Consider the following 25,641-nt stretch of genomic DNA (forward strand, 5'->3'; position numbering starts at 1 on the left):
GCCTTACAGCCCCGACTTTAACCCGATCGAGAATCTCCAAGCTGAAGTCGATCCTCAGGAAAGCCGCCGCACGCAACATCCCCGAGCTTTGGGACGCAATCGGCGACGCCCTGCCACGCTTCACCGCCGAGGAATGCACAAACTACTTCTGCGCCGCAGGATACGAGCCTGAGTGATCAGATTCTGCTCTAGGCTCCAAACCCAATCAGGCTGTTGAATGGTTTAAGTTTTTGTGATTCAAGCTTGAAATCAGCGGAGTTTTGGATCATGGCAGCGGACTTTTGGTTGAGCGATCGGCAGTGGACGGCGATCGAGCCGTTGTTGCCGAAGAACCGTGCCGGAGCACACCGGGTTGATGACCGCCGCGTCATCAGTGGGATTGTGCATGTGCTGAAGGTAGGCTGTCGCTGGCGGGACTGCCCATCCACCTATGGCCCGCCGACCACGATCTACAATCGGTTCCATCGTTGGGCCGGGCGCGGCCTGTGGCAGCGTCTGTTTGCAGCCCTTGTCGAGGTCAGTCCAGGCGACATGCAGATGATCGACAGCACAACGGCCAAGGCGCATCGCTCGGCTGCCGGCGGAAAAGGGGGGCGCAGACGCAGGCGATCGGCCGCTCGCGTGGCGGCAGAACCACCAAGATCCACGCTGTCGTAGACGGTTTTGGACGCCCACTCGCTTTCGAGATCACACCGGGTCAGTTAGGCGATGTCCGCGCCGCAACAGCCCTGATAGGGTCCCTGCCGCCAGCTCTCTTCCTCGCCGCCGATACTGCTTACGACAGCGACGGTTTGCGCCGGTTTCTCGCCGAAAGAGGCACGGTTCCCGTCATTCCAAACAACCCGACGCGCAAACGCACCCATCCGTTCAATCCGACAGCCTATCGCCAGCGCAACATCATCGAACGCATGTTCTGCAGACTCAAGGATTGGCGCCGTGTAGCAACTCGATACGACAAACTGGCGACCAACTTCACAGCTGCCGTCCTCATCGCAGCAATCATAATCTGGTGGGTCTGATTGAGTCTGGAGCCTAACACTACTTTGGCAGATCTTTAGCGGAGAGGGTTCTGCGGCAGTGGGGACAACGGATTGGGGGCGGCTGCGCGAGCGCGGTGAGGATGGCTTGCCTGACGGCGGGTAGGCTCGGTTGGGGCGGCGGGCCAAGGATTCTTTTTTCCCCCTCCCGCTTGTTTGAGACGGCGAGATTGCAGGAAAGCGTAGGCGATCATCGTCATCAGCGCGTGCCGGTGCAGGCCCGTCCATGAGCGCCCCTCGAAGTGGTCGAGGCCAAGTTCCTCCTTGAGCTGCTGATGCGCCTGTTCGCAGACCCAGCGCGCCTTGATGGCGCCTGCGATCTGCTTGAGCGGGGTGTCGGCGGGCAAGTTGGAGAGGTAGTATTTGCGCTCGCCGGTCGAGCGGTGCTCGCCGATCACCCAGACCTCCTCGCCGGGCAGATGCTGAGCGCCCATGTCGCGGATGCGCTGGGGTGGGCCATCTGCAACCCGGACACGGACAGCGGCGAAGCGCGCCGAGAGGCGGCCTTTGGTGCCACGCCGCCAACTGACCGCACGCCATGGGGCTGTCTCCAGCATCGCCTGCGCGGTCATCGACTTCACATCGGGGATATGCCGCTGGCGCGGACGGCCGCGTCCGGCAAGGGGAAAGATCATTGCCACGTCGGCGGGATAGACCTTCTGCTTGAACGGGATACCGACGGCCCAGGTAAGGCCGCGCTCGGTGAGCGCCTGCCGGAAGGGGGCGCTCAAGCCATATCCGGCATCGGCGAGCACGCAGCCAAAGCGTAGGCCGGCTGCGCGAGCCCGGTCGATCTCGGCCAGCGCGATTTCGGGCTTGGTCCTGTAGGCACGATGGTCCGCGGGCACACCGGCACGGTCAAGCCGGGCGGGATCGGAAGTCCAGCTCTCGGGCAGAAACAGCCGCAGCCCCACCATGACCGGCACTTCGCCAGAGGCCAGCGTCAGCGACACCAGCGTCTGGCAGTTGGCGTTCTTGCCAAGCGCCGAGGCATATTGCGGCGCGACGCCGACCGAGTGGCGCCCCTTCTTGGGGAGCGCGGTGTCGTCCACGATCAGCCACGCATCGTTCCCGCCAACTTGTCTGTCGGCCTCTGCAAGTAGCACCTTCTCCAGCGGCGCAGCATCCCACACGCCGCTCGCGATGAAGTGGTGCAACTGGTCATAATTGACGCCTGCGTCGCGCGCCGCCATCGGTTGGATGCTCTTGCGATCCCCAAGGCCAATCAGCCCGGCAATATAGGCCGGACACATCCGCGCACGCGTCTTGTGCCTCAACGCCGAGACGAACGGCTCAAGCCACTGCTCCAGATCGACTTGCCAATCCCTGTTCATGGCCGGCCCCTCCAACAGCCGACCTCTCATGAATCACGCAAAACCGCTCTTGGGAATCTGGAGGCTTCTGTGAGGTCCGCGGGCACGACGGAGCGAGCCGGCTGATTGTCGGACCTCATTGCAAGCCGGATTGAGCGAAGCTGCGGGTCGGTTTGGCGCTATGGGGATTGTAGCCCGGAGGAGCGGTGGGGATTGTCTTCGCCAGGCCGATGAACGGCGTTCGCGGTTCGACCACAGCGATGGACAGCATGGCGGAAGGCAAAAACGTGATGGCGTGAACCGCCAGACAGGTAGCAGTGGCCTCTACCGCTGGGCTGGCTGCTTGCGGCTTTGTGCGGTGGGACAAAGGTTTGGGTGCCGGCGCGCATGGCGACGGATGCCGAACCAGATGATGTGAACGCACCCGGCGTGATCATGAAGTGTCATTCCAGAAGGAGCTCGGCGGCGCTTGTCCGCATCGCCAGGTGGCGAGCGTGACCATCGCCCCTCCGCAGCATGGGCAGCGATGCGTCAACACCAGGCGCTCGGCGGCGACAACGGCGCTTTCGGCACTCGGTTCGAGATTGTTCTGCAACTGGCTGGCCAGCAGTCGGCGGCACAGGCCGAGCCTGGCGGCGCGATGACCGTTGGCGAGGAAGCCGTAGTGGCGGATGCGGTGGAAGCCGTCGGGCAGCGTGTGCAGGAGGAAGCGGCGGATGAACTCATGGGCATCGAGCGCCATGACCTTCGTCCTGGCGCCATGACGATAATCCCGCCAGCGGAACGCGACGCGATCGTCGGCCATGCTGACCAGCCGGGAGTTGGCGATGGCGACGCGATGGGTGTAGCGGCCGAGATAGGCCAGCACCTGTTGCGGCCCGCCGAAGGGCGGCTTGGCATAGACGACCCATTCGAGGCGACGGACTTCAGCGAGCAAGCGGGCGAAGGCATCGGGCTTTGCCAGGTGGGCGAGATCGCCGAAGAAGCCCAGCCGGCCCGCATCATGGGCCACTCGCAGTTCCTCCAGGAAGCGGCGGCGAAACAGGCGCGACAGCACGCGCACGGGCAAAAAGAAGCCCGGCCTGCACGAGATCCAGCGTGTGCCGTCGGGCGAGACGCCACCGCCCGGCACGATGCAATGCAGGTGGGGATGGTAGGTGAGAGTTTGGCCCCAACTGTGCAGCACCACGATGAGGCCGATCTCGGCGCCCAGATGCCTGCGATCGGCGGCGATCGTGCGCAGCGTCTCGGCCGCCGCCTTGAACAGGATCGTGTAGACTGCTGTCTTGTTCTGGAAGGCGATCGCGGCGACCTCGGCCGGCAGCGTGAACACGACGTGGAAGTAGGGCACCGGCAGGAGTTCGGCCTCGCGTGCGGCGAGCCAGTCGCGGCAGGCCTGTCCCTGGCATTTGGGGCAATGCCGGTTGCGGCAGGAATTGTAGGCCACGCGGATCGCCCCACACGATCGGCAACCCTCGACATGGCCGCCAAGCTCGGCGGTCCGGCACAGTTCGATGGCGCTCATCACACGCCGCTCGACTCGTCCGAGATGGCCGTCATGAACCTGCCTATACTCTTCGCCGTGGCGGCGGAAGATATCCGCCACCTCCAGTCCCACCGACATTGGCGGGGCCGGTCAGCCCGGCGGCACGACCTCGATGTTCAGCCGGTCGAGCGGGCTTGTCGTGCGCCGGATGAGGCCGTTCGAGACCTTGGTGTAGCGCGCCGTGCTCGACAGGTTGTTGTGGCCGAGCAGAACCTGGATGATGCGGATGTCGGTGCCGTTCTCCAGAAGATGCGTGGCGAAGCTGTGCCTGAGCGTGTGGACCGTCACCCGCTTGTCGATGCCGGCGGCCGCACGCGCCGAGCGACAGGCCGAATACAACACCTGCACATCGATAGGGCGATCGGCGCCGCGCCCGGGAAACAACCAGCCCTGCGGCTTCGCCAGCCGCCAGTAGACCCGCAGGATGCGCAGAAGCTGCGCCGACAGCATCACGGTGCGGTCCTTGCCGCCCTTGCCGTGCTCGACCCGAATGACGCCGCGCTCGCTATCAATGTCGCCGACCTTTAGGCCGACGGTCTCCGAGGCTCGAAGACCTGCTGCGTAGGCTGTCGTCAGCGCCGTGCGCGTCTTCAGGCTCGGGACCGCTTCCAGGAACCGGACCACCTCGTCGGCGCTCAACACCACTGGCAGCGTGCGTGGCGAGCGGGCGTAGGCAATGCGCTCAGGGATCTCGGCATGGCCCAGCGTCACGCCGTAGAAGAACCGCAGTGCGCACACCGTCTGGTTCAGCGCCGGTCCACGAGATCCCGGTCGAGACCAGATGCACCTGGAAGGCGCGCACCTCCTCAAGGCCAAGGCGGTCAGGGGATCGGCCGAAATGGCGGGAAAACTTCGCCACCGCGTGCACGTATGATCGTTGCGTGGCCGGCGACAGATTGCGGATCGTCATGTCTTCGATCATGCGCCGGCGAAGAGGGCTCAACTCGGCCATCTCAGTGCTCCTGTTCCAAGATTGCGCTTCAACAGCCGCAATCCTTCAAAACAGAAGCCTCACCTGCAAACCGACCCGCCAAATGCCGCGTCAGCGGCTTCGTTCAATCCTCAAAACGCTCCCAGAACTAAAAATCTGCCAAAGTAGTGCTAATCCACGTAAAATGTACGACGGCGAATCGCCGAGCTTTCTCAGTAGGTTTAGATTTTCTCGGAATCCCGAACGAGATCATCCATCACCGAGCGGACGGCGCTTTCAGCGATCGCGACGATCTCTTCCACTTCCGCCTTCGTGGTGATAAGCGGCGGAGAAAAACCCAAGATGTCCCCGTGCGGCATGGCACGAGCGATGAGCCCGCGGTCGCGGGCCGCCTTGGAGATGCGCGCTCCAACCTTAAGCGTTGGATCGAAACGCTTTCGGTTGTCGCGATCGGCCACGAACTCGATTGCGCCCATAAGGCCTACTCCGCGCACTTCGCCGACGATCGCCAACTGCGCAAATTTTTCCTTCAACTGCGCCTGGAAGAATGCACCGACATCGCGAGCATTCCCAGGAAGGTCTTCCTTCTCGACGATGTCGAGGACGGCGTTAGCCGCGGCGGCTCCTATCGGATGACCTGAGTAGGTGTAGCCGTGGGAGAATGCGCCTACCTTGTCAGCCCCCTCCTCCAAGACCTTGTAGACCTTCTCGCCGACGATTGCCGCCGAGAGCGGAAAATATGCAGACGTCAGTCCCTTCGCGATTGTGATGAGGTCGGGCTCGATGCCGTAATGCTGTGATCCGAACATGGAGCCTGTGCGGCCGAAACCAGTAATGACTTCATCGGCGATGAGGAGAACATCATGCTTCTTAAGCACGGCTTGGACCGCTTCCCAGTAGCCGTCCGGCGGAGGCGTGATGCCACCGGTGCCGAGAACCGGCTCGCCGATGAAGGCGCCGACATTATCGGGGCCGAGGCGTTCGATCAGTTGATCGAGCTCCCCGGCGCGCCGCACCGAAAACTCGCCCTCGGTTTCGCCGGGATGCGCACCCCAGTAGTGATGCGGGACACCGGTGTGAATGATCTGCGGGAGCGGTAGGTCCATGTGGTCATGATAAAAGCTCATGCCAGTCATCGAGCCGGACACAACGCTGCATCCGTGATACCCGCGCTCACGCGAGATGATCTTCTTTTTGTTCGGCTTGCCACGCAGGTTGTTATAATACCAGACGAGCTTGGCTTGGGTTTCGTTCGCATCCGAGCCGGACATGCCATAGAAGACCTTGCTCATTCTGCCGGGTGCCATCCTGACTAGGCGATCGGAAAGCACCGCCAGCTCGTCGGTCGTGTGCGCCGCGTAGGTGTGATAATAGGCGAGACGATAAGCCTGCCGCGAGATCGCTTCGGCAACTTCGGTACGGCCGTAGCCGACGTTGACACAATAGAGACCAGCGAACGCGTCGATGAATTGATTGCCTTCGGCATCCTGGATGCGAATGCCCTTGCCGGTCTCGACGATGGTCGGATCGCCAAGCTTGCCGGTTGCAAAGTCCTTGAGCTGCGTGAAAGGATGCAAGACAGAGTTTCTATCCTTTTCGCTAATTTCTTTGATGTTGCTTGTCATCTGGGCGTTCCTTTCAAGCAGCGACATTTCCAAAGCAGATGTATTTGGACTCCAGATATTCGGCCAAGCCGTGCCTTGAGCCCTCACGGCCGAGGCCGGACTGTTTCCATCCACCGAAGGGAATGGGCGCGCCTGTGAATTTTGGAGTGTTGACCGCGACCATGCCATATTCGAGTCCATCAGTAAGCCGCATGGCGCGGTTCAAATCTTTGGTGTAGAGATAGGCCGCAAGGCCCATTTCAGACTTGTTGGCTCGCGCGAGTACTTCAGTCTCGGTGTCGAATGGCAAAATTGCCGCAACCGGGCCAAAAGTCTCTTCTTTGGCGACCAGCATGTCGTCGGTTACATCGGCCAGGACTGTTGGCGTGACGAAGTTGCGGCCAAGGGGGCTATCCTGACCGCCAGCGACAATGCGGGCACCAGCCGAGAGGGCCTGCGCGATCTGCTGGCGGCATTTTTCGGCCACCGAGGACCGGGTCATCGGACCGATGTCCGTGCCTTCTGCCAGCCCATGACCGACTTTAAGCTTGTTGGTCGCTTCCGCAAAGGCGTCGAGGAACTGATTATAGCAGCCGCGCTGTACATAAATCCGGTTGGCAGCCAGGCAATCCTGTCCTGATGTTGCAAACTTGGCGCCAATGCAGCCGATCACGGCAGTGTTCAAATCAGCATCGTCGAACAGCAGGAAGGGCGCATGCCCCCCGAGTTCCATGGACACCTTTTTGATGGTCTTCGAGGACTGCTCCAGCAGTATTCGACCGACCTCTGTGGAGCCCGTAAACGAGAAGGCGCGCACATCGGTATGCTCCAGCAACCGCTTGGCAAGCGGCGGAGCCTCTCCAGTGATTACCTGAAACACACCAGCTGGGATGCCAACCTGATCGGCAAGACGCGCCAAGGCCAACGCGGAAAGTGGCGTTTCGGGGGCCGGCTTGACGATCATGGTGCAGCCTGCAGCAAGAGCTGCACCGGCCTTGCGTGTAATCATTGCGGACGGGAAGTTCCACGGCGTTATTGCCACAGTCACGCCAACCGGCTGCATCTGGACCGCCAACCTGGCGCTACTCAAATGACTGGGAATTGTCTCGCCATAGGCCCGCTCACCCTCGGCAGCAAACCAGTCCAGAAAGCTCGCCGCATATTCGATTTCGCCAAGAGCCTCCTTCAGAGGCTTTCCTTGCTCCAACGTCATAATGACGGAGAGATCGTCAGCATTCTCCCGCATCGCGGCGGCCCACCGACGCAGGAAGACACCGCGCTCTCTGGGCAGGAGCTCACGCCAAGTTTCTAACGCGCGGCTTGCATTCTCCACAGCTCCATCAACTTCGGCGTCGCCACAGGCTGCGACTTTGGCAATCAACTCGCCGGTCGCGGGATCCTCTACAGACAGCGTGGCGGCTTTAGAGACCCATGCTCCGTTAAGGTACGCACGATTTTCCAATAGTTCGGGCCGGCTCAGCGCCTGTACTACGGAATACGCCGCACGGTTCATCAACTTACCCTCAGGTGATTTGGAACCCGAGCCTAGACGGCGCGGCGAGCAGATTGACAGCTTATAGGTGGGTCTTTATGCAGCATACCTGCAAAATAGCTTGCCAGCCGCAGGAATTGATTATGGATCTGGATCGTGCAGACGCGGCGCTCCTTGACGCCGTTCAGAAAAATAATCGCCTGACCTCTGAGGAACTTGCGGAAAAGGTCGGCTTATCGCCGACAGCGTGTCAGCGACGGCTAAAGCGTCTTCGGGCCGAGGGCGTGATCGAAGCGGATGTCTCAATCATCTCTCCGAAGGCTGTGGGACGTCCAGTGACGATGATCGTTCTGGTGTCGCTCGAGAGGGAACGGGCGGACATAGTCGACCGGTTCAAGACGTCCATACGCAATACCCGGGAGGTGATGATTGGTTACTACGTCACGGGGGACGCAGACTTTATGTTGGTTGTCACAGCCAAGGATATGGAAGAATACGAGCAATTTACCCGGCGTTTCTTTTACGAGAATCATGATATTAAGGGGTTTAAGACGATGGTGGTTATGGATAGGGTCAAGGCAAGCTTATCAGTACCGATCGAATGGTAAATCTGAAAGTTATTGAACTTAGTCACTTTCAGCATCTTGGACGTTTGTATTTCTCCCGGATAACGGGAGACTTCGACGCGCCAAGGTTGCGCAAGCTGCGCCTGCAAGTCGCCCGCCAGAGCTTCGACGACGGCCTACACACGTTTTTCCCATGCAGAACTCTGGTTGAGGAACCCGCTCGCGTTTGATCAATGCGGTGATAATCCTGCGTTCATTCGACGAATTTTGCCCGAATCCTGCGTTCTGGAACTTAAAATGCAGAAAGCTGCTGCCTCAGCGGATGTACCTTATCGTTGGCGGCAACCTAAGTGGCCGCGGCCAAAGCAAAGGGGAACCGAGATGATCGAATTCAGTCAACCCACAAGCCCTGCTGGCGAGCCCCGCCGTACCAAAGGCTCCGTCCGCCTCGCTGCCATGCTCGCAGCGGCTGCGACGAGCCTTGTTCTATCCGCGCAAGTATCGAGTGCGGTCACTTTCAATGAAGTGAAAACTCGCGGGTACATCACAATCGCCATAGCGAATGAAATTCCCGCCAGCTACACGGATTCCAGTGGGGAGGTGAAGGGATCAGAGGCCGAGGTGGCGCGGCGTGTCCTTGAGCAGATGGGTATCAAGTCTGAGAACATTCAGTGGGTAGTTACGACTTTTAGTTCCCTGATCCCCGGCCTTCAGGCCAATCGGTTCGACATGACCGCTGCCGGAATGGCCATTCGTCCTGAGCGATGCCAAAAAGTGATCTACAGCGAGCCGGATTCTTCTTATGGCGAGGGTTTGCTTGTTGCGAAGGGCAATCCCAAAAACCTTCACTCATATGAAGATGTGGCCAAAGAAGGAACCATTGCCGTGATGGCCGGCGCAGACCAGCTCCAAATGATGCAAAAGCTCGGTGTTGCTGAGTCCAGGATCGTGACCATTGCGTCCAACGCTGATGCAATCTCGGCCATTGCGACAGGACGGGCCGACGCGTATGCCGCAGCTGCCACGACGGCGGCCGATTTAGCCAAGAAAAGCGACAAGGTTGGGCTTGCTCAGCCATTCAAAGACCCGGTCGTTGAGGGGAAGGTTCAGCGCAGTTGGGGTGCCTTCAGTTTCAACAAGAACTCCACCGACCTGCGTGACAAGTTCAATGAAGCCCTTCAGAAATTCGAAAAAACGGAGGACTTCAAGAAAATCCTGCTTGAGTACGGCTCGACCGCGGAAGACATCTCTAAAATCCCGGAAAAGACCACCGAGCAGCTGTGCTCCCAGTAACGCTGGCAGGATAGGAAGGGGGGCGTCCATGCGGTCGCATGGACGCCCCGTATCTTTCTGATACGCTGCACAAGCTTCCGAAAGTACGGCAATCCGCTCGATGGCCGGCCATCGAGCGTCAGAAACAGCGGGACCTCGATGCATTGGAGCAATTACCTCGAACCACTGGCCCGCGGCGCCTGGGTCACGATCCAATTTACTTTGTACTCGATGTTCTTTGGGGCAATTTGTTCGTTCGCGTTTGGCATAGGCAAGCTGTCAAAAAACTGGATCCTGAGGGGCATTTCAATAGTCTACATTGAGGTCTTTCGCGGCACCTCCCTTCTCGTCCAGCTGTTCTGGCTTTTTTTCGCACTGCCAATCGCCGGCGATATGATTGGAATCGACCTACGCCTACCTCCGGTGACCGCTGGCGTGATCGCTCTTAGCCTTAACTTAGGTGCCTACGGCGCGGAAGTTGTGCGTGGTGCGATCGAGGCGGTTAGTCCCAGTCAGTACGAGGCGGCAAGGGCCCTCAATTTCAGCTCTTTGCAGACACTTTGGCGGATCGCGTTGCCACAGGCAATCCCCGAGATGATGCCGAGTTTTTCTAACCTTGCCATTGGAGCACTGAAGGATACGTCCCTGGTCTCGCTGATTACGCTCACCGATCTCACCTTCGCAGCCGAGCAACTGCGCAATTTCTACCAAGATAGCGCAACCGTCTACACAATGGTTCTCCTGATGTATTTTGGAATGGCGCTCGTCCTCTCGATGGCAATGCGTCTTCTTGAGCTTTCGGTTACGCGGTGGCGCGGAACAGTGAGGTAGACTGATGCTTTACGGATTTACGTGGGATACCGGCCACGGGGAGCTGGCCTTCGCTATCTCCATTTTGCCCATTTTGCTAATGGGGCTCATCACCACTTTAGAGGCCGCTTTTTTGGGGTTCTTTGTCGCCTGCGTATTGGGTATGGGTTTTGCGGTCCTGCGGGGTGCCCGATCGAGGCTGGTCGCCTGGCCGACTGCGGTTGTGATCGAGTTTATCAGGGACACGCCTCTGATCGCGCAACTGTTTTTCCTGTACTACGTCCTCCCCGATTATGGCATTCTGTTCCCCGCGTTTTTAACCGGGACACTTGCACTCGGCATCCAGTATAGCGCCTACATGTCCGAGGTGTACCGGGCCGGGATCCAGGCCGTAGATCGGGGTCAACGTGAAGCGGCAAAGTCGCTCGATCTCCCTCCTGCCCGCACGTTTACGCATGTCATCCTCCCACAAGCCATTCCGAGGGTCATTCCTGCGCTTGGTAATTATCTTGTTTCCATCATGAAGGACGTTCCCGTGCTTTCTGTGGTCACGGTTATTGAGATGCTGAACGCAGCAAAGATCATTGGCGACCAGACCTTTGATTATCTTGTGCCGCTATCCATGGTAGGCGGCATCTATCTCATTCTTACGATCGTTGCATCGGCCCTCGTGCGCCTTGTGGACGTCAAGCTTCCCAAAAGAGGAATTTCTTTGAGATGAGCGATCCGATCATCGCGTTCGACAAAGTCAAAAAGGCCTATGGCCATTTCACCGTCATCAATGAACTTAATTTCGAGGTTCAGCGGGGCGAGAAAGTTACGATCATAGGGCCGTCCGGGTCCGGCAAATCTACTGTCCTGCGGATTTTGATGACACTCGAGGGTATCAATGGCGGGGTGGTGTATGTCGGGGGTGAGCCGCTGTGGCACGAGCGGCTGAACGGGTCGATGGTACCTGCCAGTGAAAGGCACTTGCGGAAAATGCGTACCCAATTGGGCATGGTTTTCCAACAATTCAATCTGTTCCCACACATGAGTGTGCTGCGAAACCTGACCGAGGCCCCCCGGGTCGTTCTCGGATTGTCGAAGGAAAAGGCGCGTCAGCGCGCCGAAGAGCTGCTTGAGTTGGTCGGCCTTGTCGACCAGGCACACAAATTCCCGGGTCAGCTGTCCGGCGGCCAGCAGCAGCGGGTGGGAATCGCGCGCGCCCTGGCCATGCGACCTAAAATAATGCTGTTCGACGAGCCGACCTCTGCTCTTGATCCCGAGCTGGTTGGCGAAGTGCTCAATGTTATTCGCAAGCTCGCTGCTGAGCACGACCTCACCATGGTGATGGTTACGCACGAGATGCGGTTTGCGCGAGAGATTTCCGATCGCGTCTGCTTTTTTGACAAAGGGCGAATCCACGAGCAGGGAACGCCCGAACAACTGTTCAGCCAGCCCAAAGAACAACGGACCCGAGAGTTTCTGAAGGCGGTTCTTAACGGCTGAATATGTTCTACGGCGAATGGCAACATCGGACGTTTATGCCGGTACGCGGTTTCGAGCTGACTACAACGAGCTGAAAGACCGCTGGAGTGGTCGCCAGCAGGGTTATTTGCTCCATAACGTCGGTGGTGACGGGATGCCCGCGCATAATGCGCGAGCTTTACTGCGCTAACGCCGCTAACGTTTGTCGACCAATGGGACCGTTGTGCTCGACCGGCTCCGAGCGATTCGGCAGCGCAATTAGCACCGGCGGAATCCGGCATTTCTGCCCGTCGGCCCGCCGCGATCCTGCGTCTATATGGTGGATTTTGGGGCCCTTTTTCCCGCACCGATGGTAGTTTGTTCTAACAACTGTGCAACGGGACGGCTTCTATGAATTCCGGCATCAATACTCTCCTAACTGACACCGAACGCGAAGCAGTGATCGAACTGCGTCACGCAATGCACAGAGAGCCTGAACTGTCGAACAAAGAATGGAACACCCAACAGCGGATCCGTGAGACGCTGGAGCAATTCGGTCTGGTAGGTGCCAACGCGTTTCACAGGACAGGTCTCTACGTTGACATTGAGGGGACTGCCTCAGGCCCGAGGCGCTCGATCGCCGTTCGCGGTGATATCGACGCCCTTCCCATCCAAGAGACGCGGGACGATCTCCCATTCAGGTCTCGGGTAGAAGGGGTGATGCACGCTTGCGGCCACGACTTGCATGCGTCTATCGCGATGGGCGTTGCGTTGGCATTCCACCGAATGCGGAACAATTTTGCTGGAAAGGTTCGTATCCTGTTTCAGCCAGCCGAGGAGGCAGAACCGCTTGGCGGGCGCACCGTCGTGGAGGAGAAGCTGCTTGACGGTTTTGATCGGGCGGTGGGCTTTCACGTTGCGCCTTCGATACCCCGAGGGAACTACGGCGCTCGCGCCGGTGCGGTGACCAAATCGGCCGACCAGTTCACATTAGCCGTGAGCGGTAGCGCCGCGCACGGGTCGACGCCTCATGCTGGCGTTGACGCGATCGCGATCGCTGCCGCATTCATCAATGAGGTTCAGAAGGTCATCTCGCGTGAGATGCCCGCAGATGACAAATCGATCATCACAATAGGGACAATTCACGGCGGAGAGGCGACTAACATAATCTGTCCCTCAGTTATCATGGAGGGGACGATCAGGACAGCTAACCCGGAACGCCGTTCGCTGCTAGCGCAGCGCGTTCGAGAGATCGGGGAAGGCGTGGCCGCGATGCACCGAGGCAAAGCCGAATTTATTCTGCGGTCCGGAGAGCCTGCCGTCATCAACGATGCTGAGATGGTCGATCTGTTCCGCTACGCCGTCGTGCAAGCGGCTGGTCCGGAGGCTTTCACCGAAGGCAAATCGCTGAGCGGCAGCGATGACTTTGGCTTCTATTCCCAGTGCGTCCGGTCCATCTATTTCTGGTTTGGCAGCGGTGAGCCAGGCAAAGATTCCGGCGTTCACACTCCGACTTTCGCTGTTTCCGATGATGTTCTCATTCCGACGACCGAGCTAGCAATCAATTACTGCTTGGATCTGCTGAACGGGCGGCCAGCGTGACGAGGAGTCTGCTGGGTGAGTGACATGATCGGCGAGGATTTAATCAAGCAGGCGAGCGAGCGTATCGCGCCGCACGTCATTCGGACGCCACTTGTCGCGTCGGCGGTGCTTTCGGATCGTTGCGGAACGCAGGTCCACCTGAAACTTGAGCATCACCAACTGACTGGAAGCTTTAAGCTCCGCGGCGCGGCGAATGCAATTCTTCAGCTCAATCTGATGGAGCGCCAGCGGGGAGTTATCGCAGCCTCCACCGGCAACCATGGCAGGGCACTGTCCTATGCAGCGCGGGCGGCTGGTTCTCACGCTACCATCTGCATGTCGCACTTGGTGCCGAAAAATAAGGTTTCTGAGATACGGCGGCTGGGTGCGACCGTGCGTATAGTGGGATCGTCCCAAGACGATGCGCAAGAGGACGTGGAACGGTTGGCTGCCGAGGATGGGCTCTGCATTATTCCGCCCTTCGATCATCCCCATATCATCGCTGGCCAGGGGACGGTCGGCCTTGAGATCTGCGAGGCAATGCCCAGAATTGCAACGGTGCTTGTTCCTCTTTCTGGCGGCGGTCTGGCCGCCGGTGTCGCGGCAGCCGTGAAAGCCCTTCGGCCCGCCGCGAAGGTTATTGGGGTCTCGATGGATCGAGGGGCAGCGATGAAGGCGAGCCTTGACGCTGGTCATCCGGTTCAGGTCAAGGAATTTCGGAGCTTGGCGGACTCCCTTGGCGGCGGAATCGGATTGGCAAACGTTTGGACCTACTCGATGTGCAAGGTCCTTCTCGATGATGTCGTGCTCGTTACTGAAACCGAGATCGCGGCCGGCATCCGTCATGCTTACCAGCATGAGGGTGAGGTGGTCGAAGGGGCCGGCGCGGTTGGTATCGCCGCGCTGCTGTCAGGCAAGATAAGCCGTTTAGACGGTCCTATTGCCATCCTGCTGTCAGGGCGGAACATCGACATGACGCTCCATCGGGAAATTATTAATGGCCTGAATGCGTCTAGGGACACCAAATGCGGACCATGAAGATACTGACTGAAGTAGAGCTCAGGCGAATCGTCCCGCTCGACCTGGACGCTGTCGAATGCGTTGAAGACGCTTTTCGAGCGCTGGCGGTCGAAGATGCTGTTAAGATGCCACCCATTTTGCGCCTGGACATCCCCGATAGCAGGGGCGAAGTCGATGTCAAAACCGCGTACATTCCAGGTTTGAGCGGTTTCGCGATTAAGATCAGTCCAGGTTTCTTTGACAACCCGTCCATGGGACTGCCAAGCACAAACGGTATGATGGTTTTGCTTTCCAGTAAGACCGGCTTGGTGCAGGCTCTGCTTCTGGACAATGGGTACTTGACCGACGTGCGGACCGCAGCTGCGGGCGCTGTTGCGGCAAAACATCTAGCCCAAGAAGATGCCTCAATCGCAACCATCTTCGGTGCTGGCGTCCAGGCCAGACTGCAACTCGAGGCGCTGACTTTGGTCAGACCGATCCGAGAGGTCCGTATATGGGCGCGTGATCACCGCAAGGCGGCTGCGCTCGCAAAGCAATTGAGTCGGGACCGGGATTTGTCTGTTGTCGCACTTGCCGATCCCAAGGAGGCAATCTCGGGGGCTCAAATAATTGTGACAACGACGCCGGCACGCCGGCCGATCCTCGACGCTTCTTGGCTTGAGGGTGGGCAACATCTTACAGCGATGGGCTCCGACGCGGAGCACAAAAATGAAATCGATCCGATGGCCATCGCGAACGCGGATGTGTATGTCCCGGACAGCCTTAAGCAGACGCGCCGTCTGGGTGAGCTGCATCATGCCATTGAGGCCGGGCGAATTGCGGGCGACAGAGATTTTCCCGAACTCGGCCAGATCATAGCGGGCAAAATGGGCGGTCGCGGACGGGTTTCAGATATTACCATCGCGGATCTCACCGGAACCGGCGTGCAGGACACCGCCATCGCCACGCTGGCATTCCGACGTGCGGAACGAAGTGATGTTGGGACTGAGTTTGAGAGCTAGGCCCACAGGCCATCGCGGGTTCAGTCGTCGACACTGCTTCTGTCGCGGTGCCATTCCCCATCAGCCTGCGGGCTGCCGCAGCCGGGCGGCTAATCGAGGCCAGAGAACGGCCGCCAAAACTAGAGTGCATGGGGACAAGTTAACCAACCACAGGAGCCAGAGACATGCCGATCGCAAAAGGACCCCAAGTTTTCCCACGCAGTGAATATCTCAGGCGCCTCGCGGCCGTTAAGACGGAAATGCGCAGGCTCGAAATCGAGGTACTTGTTATAGGTAACTCATCGGACATCACCTACCTGACGGGTTATACGGCTAGATCGGGGTATGTGCCCCAGGCGCTTGTGATTTCTTTGAATGAAGAAGAGCCCACATTTCTCTTGCGGCGTCAGGATGCGCCTGCAGCAGTGCACCAGACCTTCCTTGAGCGCGGAAAAGTCTTCGGGTATCCGGAAACCCTAATCGGCAACCCCGATAGGGATGGTTTCGATGCGGTCATCGATTTTCTACACGAATTGGGCGCTGCGGATCGCGGTGTGGGAGTGCAGCTCGGCTATCTCTCTGCCAAATCGGCCAGAAAATTCGAGTCCCGCCTGCCAAATGCCCGGATCGTAGATTGCTCGCATTCCGTCGCTTGGATCCGAATGATTAAGTCAGACTTCGAAATAACCTTGATGCGCGAAGCTGCCGCAATTGCCGACGCGGGAGTTTCGAAAGCTGCGGAAGTGATCCGACCAGGTGTTCGGGAAGCCGATGTTATGGCGGAAGTCGCGGCTCAGCTTGCTCGCGGAGCAAACGGCAAAGCCGGCACTGACCTTGCATCGATGTACTTCTGCTCTTCCCCACGCACCGGCACATGCCACATTCGTTGGAGCGAAGACGTTATCCATCCGGGGTCCCAGATTAATCTTGAAGTGGGAGGTGTGCGTCACGGCTACGTTTCAGCGATAATGCGGACCTTTTCAGTAGGCGCACCGTCCGACCGCCTTCGGCGCCTTCATGAGGCCGAGGTAGCGGGCTTGGAAGCGGCACTTGCTACGGTTCGTCCAGGTTCTACCTGCAGCGACGTCGCCAATGCGTTTTACCGTACGATCGAAAAATCCGGCTTCCATAAGGATTCGCGTTGCGGATACGCCATTGGCATCGACTGGAGCGAGCCGACCGCAAGCCTGAAAGACGGGGATATGACTGAGCTGAAGCCGAATATGACCTTTCACCTGATGCTTGGGAACTGGATCGAGGAAGATTTCGGTTACGTCATTAGTGAAACTTTCCGGGTTACGGATTCTGGCTGCGAGGTTTTGACCAAATCCCCCCGGGAGCTGTTCGAGGTCTAAGCAGATCTACGGGATACATACATCCCCGCCCTCGCCGAAATACCGCAAACTGACAGAACTGAATTTGGTCGGTCCGGCGCTCAACTAAATGGCGATGATATATTAGCGGTGTGCAAAAGACGCTTCCCGCACTGCGTCCCTGCAAGGTCCTGGCAAATGCGGCAGGTGCTCGTATGCGCCAGTACTAAGGTATGCCGTTCATGCACCCGGCGGACTCGTGCCCATCGCGCCCCACGCCGGCTTCCTGTATTACCTGAGGACAATTTATGACGGTAGACGACCCCCTTCAGCCGCCACTTCCCCGTACCGAGCCTCGGATCAGGGTCCTTCATGACGAGGTCACGATCGATCGGTATGGATGGCTTCGCGACCAGGAGGATCCTGATGTCCGTGCGTATTTGGAAGCGGAAAACAGCTACGCGGATCAGGCAACAGCTCACCTGAAAGAGCTAAAGGCGCAGCTCATTGCTGAAATCGAAGGACGCATGTCTTGCAACGGCGACTCACCTGGCTTTCAGGTTGGACCTTACGAGTATTTCCAACGCTGGCAGCACGGTCAAACTCATCCCATTTGGTGGCGGCGCCCAGTAACCGGCGGTGCTGACGAACTCGTTGTTGACCCAAACGCGATCCATGGTAGCCAGGTTTTTTACAGGCTGGGTGTGTTGGAGCCTAGCGACGACGGGCGCTATGTTGCCTTCAGTTTCGATCTCGTCGGTGACGAGAGCTACGCGCTGATAGTGCGCGATATGGAGAGCGGCCGCGAGATTTGGCGCGACAAGAGGCGTGTCGTGCATGTTGTCTGGGCCACTGACGGGCACACCCTCTTTTTCGAACGGGAGCGAACTGGCCCGCGACGGTGCAACCAGATTGTTCGGTTGGACGTCGAAGCTGCCGATTCCAAGGTTGTATTCGAGGAAGTCAATGAGCAGCTCGCGCTACGGGTGAGACGTTCTGATAGTGGTGCCTGGTTGTTTCTCGACGTATTCAGGACTTGCGATAATTCCGCAGGACCTCAGAAAACGGCAGTAGAGGTGTGGTCTCTGCCCGCCGACAGGCCGTTGAGCAGTTGGCGCCGGATCGTGAAGCGTGACCTAGGAGTTGAAGTTTTTGCCGAACACTGGCAAAATAGCTTCCTTTTTCGTGTGGATGACGTCGGGCCGAATTTTCGGCTGGTGCGCGCGCCAATGGACGACCCTTCCCTGTCATGCTGGGAGGAGGTCATTCCGAGCCAATTCGGGGTAACACTCGAGCAGATTCACTTGCTGGAAGGTCACCTGATCATATTGGAGCGTGAAGGCCTTCGTCCCCGCCTGGTCTCACTGGACCGGAATGGGCGGATCACCACAACAATTGTTCCGGATGAACCGAGTTGCACTCTAGGAATAGGCGTGTCGGCCGGTGGTCACTACTCAGTCCCTCGGCATGCATTCCGAGGATCGAAGTTAGTCTACTCGATCAGCTCCTTTGTGACGCCACACACTATAGTCAAACACGATCTCGACCGCCACCAATCGACTATCCTGCATCGGACACTCATCCCTGGCTACGATGGTTGTCGATATGAGGCGAGCGTTGCTATGGCGCAAGCGGAGGACGGGACAAATATCCCAATCTCGCTGGTCGCCCGACGGGACCGCCCGACGCCAGGACCAATACTGTTATATGTGTACGGCTGTTACGGAACCTCGATTTGGCCTTCATTCAATGCTGCGCGATTGAGCCTGCTTGATCGTGGTGTGGCGTTCGGCATAGCGCACGTTCGCGGTGGGGGCGAACTTGGCCGCCCTTGGCGCGAGGCGGCGATGGGCGGCAAAAAGCGGATGACCTATACAGATCTGATCGATGCAGTCGGTGCCTTGGTTGAGCTTGGGTACGCCTGCCCTGATCGGGTTGTGATTCAGGGACAGAGCGGGGGCGGCGGTACGGTGCTTGCAACTGCTACACTACGGCCTGAACTGTTCCGAGCCGTAGTAGCTGAGGTCCCCGTCGCGGACATACTCGACACACAATTAGACTTCTCTTTGCCGTACGCGCTGCTCGAGACAGCGGAGTACGGAAACCCCCAGAGAGCCGGCGACTATCGCTACTTGCGTACCTACGATCCGTACTACAATCTGAGTCACTCCGTCCGGCTACCTCCTACTTATGTCGACACCTCCCTGAATGATGGCCAAGTGCTCTGCTATCAACCGGCCCGCTACGTGGCCCAGCGACGCTCGATTTCCGCTGATCGCGATCCACAGCTTATCCTTCGCACGCAATTTGTAGGGGGGCACGGCGGCGCCTCGCATGGAGCTGAAGTAGCTGAGGAACCAGCCTTTCGGATCGCATGGATGCTCGATCATCTAACCTGTCTCTGTCGTGAATCATGACTGTCAGTCAGCTGCTTCCAAACTTATAGTCTGGAGAGCGTGACCTGATGTGGTGGACGGCCTCCGCTCCCGGCATCGCAATGTGCCAAAGTGTGGCTGTCGAAAGTCACATGAGGGAGCCGTCCATGGAGAAGATTACCACAATTGGGGTGGATATCGCCAAGCACCTGTTCCAGGTCCACGGGATCAATGTTGCTGGCGCAACCGTGACCCGCCGTAAGCTGCGCCGCGACGATATCGTTGGATTCTTCGAGGCTTTGCCGCCGTGCCCGATCGGTATCGAGGCTTGTGCGACAGGACACCACTGGGCTCGGGTTCTAATGGCACTGGGCCACGAGGTTCGGCTGATGCCGGCGTCTTACGTCAAGCCATAGGTGAAGCGGCAGAAGAATGACGCCACTGATGCAGAGGCGATTTGCGAGGCGGTGACGCGGCCGACGATGCGCTTCGTTCCGGTGAAGAGCGAGGAGCAACAGAGTGTGCTGATGCTACATCGGGTCCACGAGCTTTTGATCCGGCAGCGGACGATGCTGGTGAACGCCTTGCGGCCACTTGGCCGAGTTCGGCATCGTAACGCGACAGGGGATTGCCGGGGTCGGTATGCTGATCGCGTTGATCGACGACGGTGATCCCGATCCCATCCCGCCGCTTGCGCGGTCCGCACTTCTTCCGCTGATCCAGCAGTTGCGGGAGGTGCACGAGAAGGTCCGTGAGATGGACCGCCAGATTCATGCGTGGCATCGCTCGAATGAGTTGAGCCGACGCCTTGAGACGATCCCCGGAATAGGCCCGATCACTGCCAGCGCACTCACCGCGACAGTGACAGACGCATCGCTCTTCAAATCCGGCCGACAACTGGCGGCGTGGATAGGCCTGGTGCCGCGGCAGAACTCATCGGGTGGCAAGGACCGCCTCGGAAGGATCAGCAAACAAGGCGATCCCTATCTCCGCCGGCTTCTCGTTGTCGGAGCACACGCAGTGCTTCGTTTCAGCCGCAAGGCCAAAGTTGCACCTACGCGATGGGCCGCCGAGCTTCTGGTGAAGAAGCCGTACAACGTCGTCGCTGTTGCCTTGGCGAACAAGATGGCACGGATCGTCTGGGCGCTAATGACGACGGGCAGGCGCTTTGAGTATACCGTCGCCCTTTGAAAGATCGCGAGGATGCAGAAACTGGTGAGGTGCTGATGGTGTGATGGCGAACGGTCGAGCCGGGATCGGACAAACCCGATCAGTGGGCGCCGCTTGAAAGCGCGTTGACCTGTCTGGGATCCGAACGCGGACTACATCAGGGCCAGCGGCAAGAACGCGCCGCAATCAAAGGCCGTATACATGCCTGCACCCGACCAATCGTCAGAAACGCCGAAAACACTTGCCACGCGGGGGCCGTCCATACATGCCACTGAACTTTCACCCAGCGGCAATTAGAGGCTCAGCCGTTTTGATCCGATACCATACTTTGGACCGCCGGAAGGTGGAGTTTTCCGGCTGTTGATCCGATACCATACTTTGGACCGCCGGAAGGTGGAGTTTTCCGGCTGTTTGATCCGATACTGATCCGATACCATACTTTGGACCGCCGGAAGGTGGAGTTTTCCGGCTGTTTTCACGATGGCGGGCTGGCGGAGCCATCGAGATTGATCAACGAGATCGGAACCTTGTGCCCGATTGCGCCATGTGGACGCACCTCGTTGTAGTATCTGCGCCAATCCTCCAACTTTTCGGCCGCGTCGGCAAGCGTCAGGAACCAATGGGCGTTCAAACATTCCGCCCTGAAGCGGCCGTTGAAGGCTTCGATGTAAGCGTTGTCCGTTGGCTTTCCCGGTCGCGAGAAGTCGAGCGTGACGCCCCTGGTGTAGGCCCACAGATCGAGGTCGCGGGAGACGAACTCCGAGCCTTGATCTACCCGGATAGTCTTCGGATAGCCGATCTTGGGGCAAACCTTTTCCAGTGTCCTGACCACATCCTCGGCTCGGTAACTGAAGCGCGGGTCGAGCACCGGCACGTAGCGTGAGAACGTATCGACGACCGTCAGGACCCGGATCTTCTTGCCCGTCGCGAGCTGGTCGTGAACGAAGTCCATTGCCCACACGTCGTTGGGTTCGACGGCTGGCTGGCGATCGTCTCGCAGCTTCGCCTTCACCCGGCGCTTCGGCGTCTTGTTCCTCAGTTGAAGGCCCAAGTCCCTGTAAATGCGATAGGTTCGCTTCATGTTGATGTCCCAGCCCTCCCGCGTGAGCATCACGTGCACGCGCCGGTAGCCATAGCGAACCCGGTTCGCACAGATGTCTTTGATCCGAGCTTCGATGCCGGCCTGGTCACGGCGGCGGGACTTGTAGTGATAGGTCGAGGTGTCGAACTCCAGAACACGGCACGCTCGCCGTATCGACACGTTCCAATCAGCACAGGTATCGGCCACCAGCTCGCGTTTGCGACCAGGCCTCACAGTTTTCGGCGGATCACGTCCTGCAGCATCTCCTTGTCCAGCGACAGGTCGGCGACCAGCTTCCTGAGCTTGCCGTTCTCGTCCTCCAGCTGCTTCAGCCGCTTCATCTCCGTCGGCAGCAGCCCGTCATATTTCTTTTTCCAGTTGAAGTAGGTCGCCTGGCTGATCCCGGCCCTCCGGCAGATCTCCGCCATCGTCCTGCGGTGGAGATGAGCCGCGGCTCGAAGCAGGCTTGACAGATCCCGCACTCAAGCGCGACGGTACCCGGTTATAGTGGAAGCACTCGAAAACGCGCCCACAGGCCTCAACATAGCGAGACGCATCGACCTCGAGAAGCCGTCCCGTTACGACACGCGAGGTTAAATCTGAGATTTGAGCAGTATCGAACAACGGAGCGCGTCCGCCAGCACGCAGAACGGCCGTCATATCGCCCCACACAACAGTGTCGTCTGTAAGCACAAGTCCGACGCTCAGCGACGATGCCGGAACACGTAACGAGGTGAGGCCGGGCGTTGCAGGTTCACCCGTCCTGGGTAGCTCCGGCCCGGATCGCAGCTTGGTCGTCACAGAAAAATGCACCATTGCCAGGCGCGGGGAGGACATCTTTGATCTGCACTTCGTTTTGTTCGATTTATCGGACGACGTCGACGGGCGGGCGCGGTTCGATCCCCTGCCCACCCAATAATGAGCCATCTGGCATGGAGTTCGCCAATACATTGTCCGAGGTGGTGCCATCGCGTTTCGGCCGGCCTGCCCTCGAACGGCGTTAACCATCTATACAGAACCGGCGGAACGCAATGATAGTCCCGGCGAAACGACGTTTGCCGCCCCGGAAATAGCATCTCTTTTTGTCGGGGCTGTTGCATAGCGTGAATTGAAGCTCGCTACTTGATCACGAGTTGCCTTGGAAATGTTGTGAGGTCTTCGCGACCGAACTCATTGACAACAAATGACTGGGTGAGAACGATACCTATATCGTCAAGCCATAAACCCGGCATCATATGAAATGCCATACCAGGCTCCAGCATCGTACGATCGCTTTCGCGAAGACTTGCAGTTCGTTCACCCCACGTCGGAGGGAATCCTATCCCGATCGAATATCCAATCCTGGAGTCTTTGTGAAACCCGTGCCGAGCGATCGTTTTTCCCCAGATCTGGGCCACCTCTCCGCATGTAACGCCGGGTCTGACTGCTTCCAACGCTGCCTCGATTCCTTCTGTAACTGCATCTGCAAGACGAAGATAAGATTCCGGCGGAGAACCGAGGTACACCGTCCGGCTGATGGGTGCATGATATCGGCGCCTGCAGCCAGACGTTTCGATATTAACCGGTGTATCGTGGTCAATGGTGCGGTCTGACCAGGGCGCATGAGGCTCGCCCGTTCGTGATCCAGTCAGGACGTAAGGCGCACTTGAGGGATAAACACCGCCGTACTCGGGAGTTCCTGCGATCATCCGACGGTATATCACCGACGTCAAGTCGCACTCACGGATCCCAGCCTGCACCGCCTCGACGGCATCGGCAATAATCGCGTTTGATATTTGACCGGCTTCTCGAAGAATGGCTACCTCCGCAGCGCTTTTGCGAATGCGCATCCAGTTGATCAGCAGCTCCGCGTCGAGGAAGCGATTTGCCGGAAGAGATTCGAGGAGTCGATTATGGATTCGGGCAGTGTAGTAGAACGAGCCTGTCTCAACCCCAATTGCCTTGAGCGTCGGGCAAATCTCTTTAAGTTCCGCAACGACGAAATCGACAGGATCCTTCTCCGAGGACTGTACGTAGTCATCCGTGTATGGACGGATCGAATCGTCGGACAGGTACGTCATTCGCCGGACAGAGACTGCGTCCATAGATCGGCCAATCCAAATTGGCTCGCTAACGTCGCGATGAACGATCATAATCTGAAAGACATAGAACGAATAAGCTTCGTAGCCCGTCAGATAGCAAATATTGGAGGGTTCGCTTATCAGAAGCGTATCCATTTCTCGCCGTTCCATCTCGGACTTTAGCTTAGCCAAGCGCCCAGCATATTCCTCCGTTTTGAACAAAATCCCGTCTCCGGTTGGGCTCATTTCGGCTATTTCCTTTGTCAAATGCGAGTGGATACGCAGTATTTCAGCAGGAATCACGTCCATCTATCTTCCACACACCAGCAAATCGACTTGTGAGGATAATAAATAGTCCAAGCGGGTTGTTGAGGCAAGTTGCATCTTCTCAACGGATGCCTAAGCCGCGTTCGCAATAATCCTCGCCAGCGCTCTTGTCCATATCCGAAATGAGGTCACTTCGGACTTCAATGAGTACGCGTGGGTTCTGTCTCTGCTCGCCATGCAACGGTATAAGTAAAGTTTCCGACATCGACTCCCGTACGGAAATTAAGCGCGGCCTATTACATTGGGGCTACTACTTAGCGAAGGCGCTGTAGCGTCGAGCTGCTAGTCAGCTTGACTAGGCCAACACCATTCTCGATGGTGATTTCTGTGCCAAATGGCTTCGAGAGCTTCTGTACACGCTGCAGAATGGCGTTGGCTGACGGCGCAGGGGCGACACGTGGCACGCCTCTGTTGGCCAACCGTTCCGAGTAGCCGAGTTCGACCGGAAAGAGCCTCAATTCGACGAGCCGATTATCGTCATATCGACTAACAGCGACAATACTCTGGTAGAATAACGTACTTGGAAACTCTTTCATTGCTTCGACCAGCAAATCGGCGACCGTGTCGACACGAGGGTCTTTTCCGTGCTCGGCAAAGTAGTCAGCCCCCTCAACCATCTGGAGATTGTCGAAGAAGAAATTCCCTAAGCTATAAAAGATCGGTCGACCCTTGTAGATCTCTATTCCTCGCAACTGGTGCGGCCCATGCCCGACATATGCGTCAGCCCCGGTATCAATCAGCCTACGTGCTAACGATTGTTCATAATCAGGTGGCTCCTGGCTCCATTCGCCTGGCTCATGACCATGGTTGCTGACAATTAGGAAGTCAGCGAACTGCTTGCCTTGACGAACGTTTCGGAGGATATCGTTGACATCGCTGGAGTTCGGTTCGAAGCTATTTGTAACTTTGTCGCCTATCTTAAACGTCGCTCCAGAGAGGACGACCCGGTTTTCGGCCTCATGGCTCACGGAATTGGGCAAAGCATCACGTATCTGCTTCAAGCTTTCGAGCATCTCACGCGGCACTTCGATGCTATGAGCCAGACGAAGAGTGGCAAGTCCTGCTCTGCCTGGCGCTTCACCCGCCGGATCGCAGGCACGAGACATAGGCGTGAACGTTGCAGCGAATGACACCAATGCCACACGACCGCGCGCGGTCTCCAGATACCGCGCAGCACCAGCTTGCGCCAAGTTCTCCCCGACACCGGCATAAACAATACCACTCTCGTCGAGCACTCGGCTTGTCTCCCGCATGCCTTCAACGCCCCAGTCGAACGTGTGGTTGTTTGCGAAAGACAGGAGATTAAATCCCATTCTTTTCAAATCGTCACCCAGCTCTGGTGGGCCTACATGATAGGAATCACCGTTCACCTGGGGGCTTCCCTTGAACGTTCGGGTGTCAAAGATGTTCGTCTCTAGGTTGCCGAACGTAGCATCAGCGCTCCGAAGGATTTCGACAACGTCGCCGAAGCCGCTTTGCTGGTTCTTAGTTGCGGGTCGCCTCATCATGAGGTCGCCGACCGCTACCAAAGTGAAGCCCTCCCCGACGTTTGTCGCTGTAGAGCCGATATCATCGAACGTGCTCTCTTGCATCGAATCTGAATCCTCACCGACCAATGAAAATTTTTCTGGACTTCAGTTTGCGCGGTGACTGGCTGCTGGTTTGAATGAGGGCTCACACCTCCGAAAGTGTGGTTGGGAATGAGCCCGGGAGA

General features: G+C 58.1%; 15 protein-coding genes and 7 pseudogenes. 13 read left to right on the plus strand and 9 right to left on the minus strand.

Going from position 1 to position 25,641, the window contains the following annotated elements:
- Together C7I87_RS36095 and C7I87_RS23325 are read left to right on the plus strand one after the other, a co-directional pair.
- A pseudogene (locus tag C7I87_RS36095) lies at positions 1-176 on the plus strand (IS630 family transposase); the annotation flags it as partial.
- 91 nt (positions 177-267) lie between these two features.
- Positions 268-953: pseudogene (locus C7I87_RS23325) on the plus strand (IS5 family transposase); the annotation flags it as partial.
- Between the two features lie 101 nt (positions 954-1,054).
- On the opposite strand, the pseudogene C7I87_RS23330 reads toward C7I87_RS23325, so the two are convergent.
- From C7I87_RS23330 to C7I87_RS23350, 5 genes and pseudogenes are all read right to left on the minus strand, one after another.
- Positions 1,055-2,405 (minus strand): annotated as a pseudogene (locus C7I87_RS23330) (IS701 family transposase).
- Between the two features lie 378 nt (positions 2,406-2,783).
- Positions 2,784-3,974 (minus strand): IS91 family transposase, encoded by a 1,191-nt coding sequence (locus C7I87_RS23335; protein WP_149906421.1) that lies wholly within the window; start codon positions 3,972-3,974, stop codon positions 2,784-2,786.
- Between the two features lie 12 nt (positions 3,975-3,986).
- Positions 3,987-4,848 (minus strand): annotated as a pseudogene (locus C7I87_RS23340) (tyrosine-type recombinase/integrase).
- Positions 4,849-5,048: 200 nt separating this feature from the next.
- Positions 5,049-6,452 carry an aspartate aminotransferase family protein gene (locus C7I87_RS23345; protein WP_149906422.1) on the minus strand — a complete coding sequence of 468 codons (1,404 nt, stop codon included), beginning with the start codon at positions 6,450-6,452 and terminating at the stop codon, positions 5,049-5,051.
- Between the two features lie 13 nt (positions 6,453-6,465).
- Positions 6,466-7,944 carry an NAD-dependent succinate-semialdehyde dehydrogenase gene (locus tag C7I87_RS23350; protein WP_149906423.1) on the minus strand — a complete coding sequence of 493 codons (1,479 nt, stop codon included), beginning with the start codon at positions 7,942-7,944 and terminating at the stop codon, positions 6,466-6,468.
- 122 nt (positions 7,945-8,066) lie between these two features.
- Here C7I87_RS23350 and C7I87_RS23355 point away from each other — a divergent pair, with 122 nt between their 5' ends.
- The 11 genes and pseudogenes from C7I87_RS23355 (at position 8,067) to C7I87_RS23405 (ending at position 20,480) form a co-directional block, all read left to right on the plus strand.
- Positions 8,067-8,531, plus strand: coding sequence for an Lrp/AsnC family transcriptional regulator (locus tag C7I87_RS23355; protein ID WP_373424753.1), 465 nt, complete (start codon positions 8,067-8,069; stop codon positions 8,529-8,531).
- Between the two features lie 339 nt (positions 8,532-8,870).
- Entirely contained in the window at positions 8,871-9,782 is a 912-nt protein-coding gene (gene ehuB, locus C7I87_RS23360) for an ectoine/hydroxyectoine ABC transporter substrate-binding protein EhuB (protein WP_149906425.1), read from the plus strand.
- Positions 9,783-9,920: 138 nt separating this feature from the next.
- Positions 9,921-10,592 carry an ectoine/hydroxyectoine ABC transporter permease subunit EhuC gene (ehuC, locus tag C7I87_RS23365; RefSeq protein WP_149906426.1) on the plus strand — a complete coding sequence of 224 codons (672 nt, stop codon included), beginning with the start codon at positions 9,921-9,923 and terminating at the stop codon, positions 10,590-10,592.
- Between the two features lie 4 nt (positions 10,593-10,596).
- Positions 10,597-11,292 (plus strand): ectoine/hydroxyectoine ABC transporter permease subunit EhuD, encoded by a 696-nt coding sequence (gene ehuD / locus C7I87_RS23370; RefSeq protein ID WP_149906427.1) that lies wholly within the window; start codon positions 10,597-10,599, stop codon positions 11,290-11,292.
- Positions 11,289-12,062 (plus strand): ectoine/hydroxyectoine ABC transporter ATP-binding protein EhuA, encoded by a 774-nt coding sequence (ehuA, locus tag C7I87_RS23375; RefSeq protein ID WP_149906428.1) that lies wholly within the window; start codon positions 11,289-11,291, stop codon positions 12,060-12,062. Before ehuD ends, ehuA begins: the two co-directional genes overlap by 4 nt.
- Positions 12,063-12,431: 369 nt before the next feature.
- Positions 12,432-13,622: a M20 family metallopeptidase gene (locus C7I87_RS23380; RefSeq protein ID WP_149906429.1), complete on the plus strand. Its 1,191-nt coding sequence runs from the start codon at positions 12,432-12,434 to the stop codon at positions 13,620-13,622.
- A gap of 24 nt (positions 13,623-13,646) precedes the next feature.
- Positions 13,647-14,639, plus strand: a complete 993-nt coding sequence (gene eutB / locus C7I87_RS23385; RefSeq protein WP_149906607.1) for a hydroxyectoine utilization dehydratase EutB — start codon at positions 13,647-13,649, stop codon at positions 14,637-14,639.
- A complete protein-coding gene (gene eutC / locus C7I87_RS23390; protein ID WP_149906430.1) occupies positions 14,627-15,622 on the plus strand; it encodes an ectoine utilization protein EutC in 996 nt (331 codons plus the stop codon). The genes eutB and eutC overlap by 13 nt, the downstream gene beginning before the upstream one ends.
- Before the next feature lie 164 nt (positions 15,623-15,786).
- Positions 15,787-16,956: a M24 family metallopeptidase gene (locus C7I87_RS23395; RefSeq protein ID WP_149906431.1), complete on the plus strand. Its 1,170-nt coding sequence runs from the start codon at positions 15,787-15,789 to the stop codon at positions 16,954-16,956.
- A gap of 266 nt (positions 16,957-17,222) precedes the next feature.
- A complete protein-coding gene (locus C7I87_RS23400) occupies positions 17,223-19,331 on the plus strand; it encodes a prolyl oligopeptidase family serine peptidase (RefSeq protein WP_149906432.1) in 2,109 nt (702 codons plus the stop codon).
- A 125-nt stretch (positions 19,332-19,456) separates the two neighbouring features.
- A pseudogene (locus C7I87_RS23405) lies at positions 19,457-20,480 on the plus strand (IS110 family transposase).
- A 454-nt stretch (positions 20,481-20,934) separates the two neighbouring features.
- Here the strand turns inward: C7I87_RS23405 and C7I87_RS23410 are convergent.
- The 4 genes and pseudogenes from C7I87_RS23410 to C7I87_RS23420 form a co-directional block, all read right to left on the minus strand.
- A pseudogene (locus tag C7I87_RS23410) lies at positions 20,935-21,968 on the minus strand (IS3 family transposase); the annotation flags it as partial.
- Positions 21,901-22,390 (minus strand): annotated as a pseudogene (locus C7I87_RS35350) (hypothetical protein). The pseudogenes C7I87_RS23410 and C7I87_RS35350, both read right to left, overlap by 68 nt.
- A gap of 268 nt (positions 22,391-22,658) precedes the next feature.
- Complete coding sequence (locus C7I87_RS23415) at positions 22,659-23,909, minus strand: M24 family metallopeptidase (RefSeq protein ID WP_246696375.1); 1,251 nt, start codon at positions 23,907-23,909, stop codon at positions 22,659-22,661.
- Between the two features lie 272 nt (positions 23,910-24,181).
- Positions 24,182-25,519: a CapA family protein gene (locus C7I87_RS23420; protein ID WP_149906433.1), complete on the minus strand. Its 1,338-nt coding sequence runs from the start codon at positions 25,517-25,519 to the stop codon at positions 24,182-24,184.
- Between the last annotated feature and the right edge of the window lie 122 nt (positions 25,520-25,641).

The organism is Mesorhizobium sp. SARCC-RB16n (assembly GCF_008520305.1).
Classification (GTDB): Bacteria; Pseudomonadota; Alphaproteobacteria; order Rhizobiales; family Rhizobiaceae; genus Mesorhizobium.

Coding starts and splice junctions, on each gene's coding strand:
- C7I87_RS23335 (WP_149906421.1), bottom strand. CDS start 3,974: ATGTCGGTGGGACTGGAGGTGGCGGATATCTTCCGCCGCCACGGCGAA.
- C7I87_RS23345 (WP_149906422.1), bottom strand. CDS start 6,452: ATGACAAGCAACATCAAAGAAATTAGCGAAAAGGATAGAAACTCTGTC.
- C7I87_RS23350 (WP_149906423.1), bottom strand. CDS start 7,944: ATGAACCGTGCGGCGTATTCCGTAGTACAGGCGCTGAGCCGGCCCGAA.
- C7I87_RS23355 (WP_373424753.1), top strand. CDS start 8,067: ATGGATCTGGATCGTGCAGACGCGGCGCTCCTTGACGCCGTTCAGAAA.
- ehuB (WP_149906425.1), top strand. CDS start 8,871: ATGATCGAATTCAGTCAACCCACAAGCCCTGCTGGCGAGCCCCGCCGT.
- ehuC (WP_149906426.1), top strand. CDS start 9,921: ATGCATTGGAGCAATTACCTCGAACCACTGGCCCGCGGCGCCTGGGTC.
- ehuD (WP_149906427.1), top strand. CDS start 10,597: ATGCTTTACGGATTTACGTGGGATACCGGCCACGGGGAGCTGGCCTTC.
- ehuA (WP_149906428.1), top strand. CDS start 11,289: ATGAGCGATCCGATCATCGCGTTCGACAAAGTCAAAAAGGCCTATGGC.
- C7I87_RS23380 (WP_149906429.1), top strand. CDS start 12,432: ATGAATTCCGGCATCAATACTCTCCTAACTGACACCGAACGCGAAGCA.
- eutB (WP_149906607.1), top strand. CDS start 13,647: ATGATCGGCGAGGATTTAATCAAGCAGGCGAGCGAGCGTATCGCGCCG.
- eutC (WP_149906430.1), top strand. CDS start 14,627: ATGCGGACCATGAAGATACTGACTGAAGTAGAGCTCAGGCGAATCGTC.
- C7I87_RS23395 (WP_149906431.1), top strand. CDS start 15,787: ATGCCGATCGCAAAAGGACCCCAAGTTTTCCCACGCAGTGAATATCTC.
- C7I87_RS23400 (WP_149906432.1), top strand. CDS start 17,223: ATGACGGTAGACGACCCCCTTCAGCCGCCACTTCCCCGTACCGAGCCT.
- C7I87_RS23415 (WP_246696375.1), bottom strand. CDS start 23,909: ATGGACGTGATTCCTGCTGAAATACTGCGTATCCACTCGCATTTGACA.
- C7I87_RS23420 (WP_149906433.1), bottom strand. CDS start 25,519: ATGCAAGAGAGCACGTTCGATGATATCGGCTCTACAGCGACAAACGTC.